General features: G+C 40.7%; 1 pseudogene. It reads right to left on the bottom strand.

Annotation, left to right across the window (positions count from 1 at the left end):
- A pseudogene (locus AAEY94_RS20860) lies at window positions 1-231 on the bottom strand (hypothetical protein); the annotation flags it as partial.

The raw sequence follows: 231 nt of genomic DNA, 5'->3' as shown, positions 1-231 counted from the left end.
GATAATTGTGATTTACCTAAATGTTGCCATTGCTCTTTAGTGGCTTTTACAATGTCTTTAGCATCAAAGTCGCGCAGGTAAGTTAAAGTAAATTTAACCGGCGTTTGCTTGGGACTATAAGATCCAGAGGGAGTAAAAAGCGTTGCATCATAAACATCCCAAAACAGGTATCCCATACGTGCCTCGCCCACTTTGTTAAACTGGGTATCAGCATAAGCAGCATGGTTAAAC

It is taken from the genome of Shewanella sp. AC34-MNA-CIBAN-0136 (assembly GCF_040309945.1).
In the GTDB taxonomy this organism is placed as follows: domain Bacteria; phylum Pseudomonadota; class Gammaproteobacteria; order Enterobacterales; family Shewanellaceae; genus Shewanella.
Note: the sequence above shows the minus strand (reverse complement) of the source record. Positions and strands in the feature narration are given on the sequence as shown.